Annotated in this window: 3 protein-coding genes; all 3 read right to left on the reverse strand. The window is 57.4% G+C overall.

Translation table 11 applies throughout. The annotated features are described in order from the left end of the window. Positions 1-163: 163 nt before the first annotated feature. A complete protein-coding gene (locus IQ254_RS30005; RefSeq protein ID WP_193969803.1) occupies positions 164-1,744 on the reverse strand; it encodes an ammonium transporter in 1,581 nt (526 codons plus the stop codon). Continuing rightward, complete coding sequence (locus tag IQ254_RS30010) at positions 1,741-2,808, reverse strand: TrkA family potassium uptake protein (RefSeq protein WP_193969804.1); 1,068 nt, start codon at positions 2,806-2,808, stop codon at positions 1,741-1,743. Before IQ254_RS30010 ends, IQ254_RS30005 begins: the two co-directional genes overlap by 4 nt. A 223-nt stretch (positions 2,809-3,031) precedes the next feature. Beyond that, complete coding sequence (locus tag IQ254_RS30015) at positions 3,032-3,880, reverse strand: amidohydrolase family protein (RefSeq protein WP_193969805.1); 849 nt, start codon at positions 3,878-3,880, stop codon at positions 3,032-3,034. Between the last annotated feature and the right edge of the window lie 112 nt (positions 3,881-3,992).

Consider the following 3,992-nt stretch of genomic DNA (forward strand, 5'->3'; position numbering starts at 1 on the left):
AGATTGCCGGGCAGATGTTTGATAACGAATATGACCTGGCCATGACCGTCATTGAGGGCATGGAGGCACGTAGTAGAACCGGAGATTACCCACTGGAACGTTTTATATTTAATTGCGCCTAGCTACTCATCAGAAGTAGGGAGACTGTTTTCCGGGAACCACCTTAGCCCTGGTCAACTCCCTCGGGTTGCTTATCGACCTGCTGTTTTAGCTGAGCGATCTCTTGCTCGCGTTCTTCCACAATCCCGACCACCGCCTGAATGGCGCGGGCCAAGGCCCCCAGCTCATCCGATCGCTCAGCCACCTCATCGAGGCCCAGGTTATTGGCCTTAAAACTGTGGGTCTCCACCGCTGCCACGATCGCCTCGGTGACGTAGTAAATGTGGGCCAGGTCTTCCACACTCTGGTTCTGGCGTTTCTCAAAGGCATCGATCACCTGGTTGTAGCGGGTGGCAATATGCCCCACCTCGGTGAAGGGTTCCACCGGCACCCGCAGGCTCAGGTCATTGGTTTTAGCCTGGTAATCCATGATCTGAAACAGATCGTAGGTTTCGGTTTTGGCGTTGTGCTCTGAGACATTGAGGCCAATGTTTTCCTCGGCCAGAGAAATCCGCAGCGGGTAGACCTGGTTCACCAGGGTCAGCACCCCCCAGGCCAGGCCAAAGGTCCAGACGGCAGCTGCCCCAATGCCAAACACCTGCACCATGATCTGGTTGCCCCGGTTGAGCCCCGTGTCGATTAGATCGAGCCGACCAAATAGGCCCACGCAGAGAGTGCCCCACATGCCCGCCGCCCCGTGGACGGGGAAGGCATCGACCGCGTCGTCGATCTGCCAGCGATCGAGCTGTTGCGAGGCCAAGAGGGCGATCGCCGCTCCAGTGCCCCCCACAATCACCGCCAGCGGCACGCTAATCACATGACAACAGGCCGTAACGGCGACTAAGCCCGCCAGGGAACCATTGATCAGCTGCCCCACCTCCACAACCTTGTGTTTGATGTTGCTCAAAACTGAGGCGGTGATCATGCCGCCCACCCCGGCCATCACCGTATTGACCACAATGCCCGGTACCTGGTCGTTCAGCGCCAGGGTGCTGCCGCCGTTGAAGCCAATCCAGCCAAACCAGAGCAGCATCGCCCCTAAGACCGAAAATGGAATATTTGCGCCTTGAATTGGTTGCGATCGCCCGTTGCCCAAAAATCGCCCTTGTCGAGGCCCAATCACCAAAATGACTGCCAGCCCAAACCAGGCCCCCACACTGTGCACCACTGTCGAGCCTGCAAAGTCGACAAAGCCAAGGTTTTCAAGCCAGCCGCCAACATTCCCTGCGGCAATGCCGTTCCAGGCCCAGTGGCCAAACACCGGGTAAATGAACCCCGACAGAAAAATCGCCAACAGGATATAGGCATGAAACTTCAGCCGCTCCGCCGCCGCCCCCGACACAATGGTGGTGGCGGTGCCGCAAAACATCATTTGAAACAGAAAGAAAACGGCCCGGTCGGGCTGGTCGGTAAAGGCGGGGGCAAACCCGGTGCTGCCCAGCCAGCCGGTTTGGGTATCGCCAAACATCAGGGCATAGCCAAACAGCCAAAAGAGCCCGGCAGAAATGCCAAAATCAGCCAGGTTTTTGATGGCGACATTGATGCTGTTTTTAGAGCGGGTCAGCCCCGACTCCAGGCACATAAACCCAGCTTGCATCAAAAATACGAGGCCAGAACAGAGCAACAGCCACAGCGTATCGATCATGCTGCCGACAGCCTCTGATGGTGGTGGTTGAGGTGGTAGCGCTTGAGGTGGTAGTGCTCGGCAAACTGGGGCAGTTTGTCTTGGTGCCCCAATATGATCAGCGAATCGCCCACGTTCAACAATTGCGTAGCGGAGGGGCGAAAGATCAGGCGATCGTTTAAGCGCCGCAGGGCAATGATCATAAATGCGCCCTTGCCGCGCACCTGCAACTCCATCAGGGTTTTATCGACAAACGGAGACTCTTCTTTGATCTGAAGTTCTTCCATTTGCACTTCAATATTGGCGAGAAATTCGTTGAGGTAGCTGCGTTCGAAGGTATTGTTCAAAAAGTCCATGCCGGTGGGGCGCACAATTAAATTGGAAATTTGAATGGCGCTGATGGTGTCGGGCAGCACGATGTGGTCGGCCCCGGCCAGGCGCAGCTTGCGCTCGGTGGGGGGCAACTCGCCCCGGGCCAGAATCTTGATGCGGGGGTTGAGATCGCGGGCGGTTAGGGTAATAAATACGTTGGCTTTATCGTCGGGTAAGACGGCCACCAGTGCTTTGGCCCGCTGAATGCCGACCTCCTCCAGGGTGATCTCGTGGGTGCCGTCGCCGGGGTAGTGCAGGTAGCCCGAGGCTTCGGCCACTTCAATGCGATCGGGCAGGTTTTCGACGATCACAAACGGCTGATGCGCTTCGTCGAGCTGGCGGGCTAACACCTGACCCATGCGATCGAACCCGCAAATAATCACGTGGTCTTGCAGGTTGGCGATGGTCAGCTGTTTGCGCTGGTTGCTAAAGGCGCGGTTGATCTCTCCCTCGGTGACCATTTGGACAAAGCCTCCTACGCTATAGACTGCCGATGTCGTCCCAGCAATGATGACGAGAATTGTAAAAATTCTCTGAAAGGGGGTATCTAGAGGCTTGACTTCGCCATAGCCCACCCCAAAAATCGTGATCACCACCATGTAGATGGCCTCTAAGGGAGTCCAGCCAAACCAGACGTAGCCGAGGATTGCGATCAAAACCGTCAAGCAAAAGAAGACGACCCCGGTTAAGACGCGACGCGCAGATTCCTGCATGGATTGACGTACTCTACTCTTTTTAGGATATTGGTGAGATCGCCAGAGCAAGACCGTCTGGCAGTTTCAAAGTCTTGCCGAGTAGGGGGCAGCCGACCTCGCTAAACGGTTCTAGTCAACCTCGCCACCAACGTATTCAGATTCAGGATCACCATGCGGTCATATTCTTCTGACATTGAACAGGCCAGGTCAGCAGGCTGTTGTGCTGGGCGCTACAGAACTATCAACGGCGCGAGTTAAACGCGCCATAGGGTTCTAGCGGCGGCGTTTCCCACTGGCTGTACCAGTCGAACATCAGGGGCTTGAGTTCAGCCACAAGGGTGCGGTAGGCCTCTGGGGCTGGGGTCGTGTCGAGTAGCGCGGCGACTTCTTGCCGTACCGCCTGCAAGTCAAACCCGGTCGGTAAGCCTGCCTCTAAAACGACCTGGCCATTGACCAAGACGGTATCCACATCCATGGCTTTGGCGCGCAGGAAGGCGAGCTTGAAGGGATCAATCTCTGGGGCGACCCAGGGAGCGGTGATGCGATCGCAGTTGACCAACACCAGGTCGGCGCGATAGCCAGGGGCCAGCTTACCGATGCGATCGCCCTGGCCCATCAGCCTGGCTCCGCCGCTGGTCGCCAGCTGAAAGATATCGGCATAGCTCGGGGCCGGGCTGCCCAACTGGGGGGTGCGGTGCAGCCGTGCCGCCAGGCGCATTTCGGCAAACATATCCTCGTCATCCCCCAGGGTGGTGCCATCCATCCCCAGCCCGACCGTCACTCCGCCCGCTAACAGCGCGTTGAGGGGGGCCACTCCGGCTCTCAGCCTCAGGTTAGAGCTGGGGTTGTGGCTAATTGCGGCCCCCGTAGCCGCCAGGATATCGATGTCGGCTGCGGTCACCCAGGTGCCATGGGCCATCGAAAACCGGGGGCTCAGCACCCCCAAATCCTGGAGGTGGGCGATCACCGATTTGCCGTAGAAGCGGGGGCCAATCAACTTTTCGGGTAAAGACTCCAGGGCGTGGGTCTGAATTTGGGTGTCGAGGCGATGGGCCGCCTCAACCATGCGCACCAACTTAACGGGTGACAAGGGTACTCAACGTCATGCGGTACAGGGCTTTGAGACAATAAAGGGGACAAAAAATAGGGAGCCTCAGTGCAGCTCCCCTAAACCAATATGTTTCCTGCATCCTACCAAACCA

Origin of the sequence: Nodosilinea sp. LEGE 07088 (assembly GCF_015207395.1) — a bacterium.
Lineage (GTDB): Bacteria > Cyanobacteriota > Cyanobacteriia > Phormidesmidales > Phormidesmidaceae > Nodosilinea.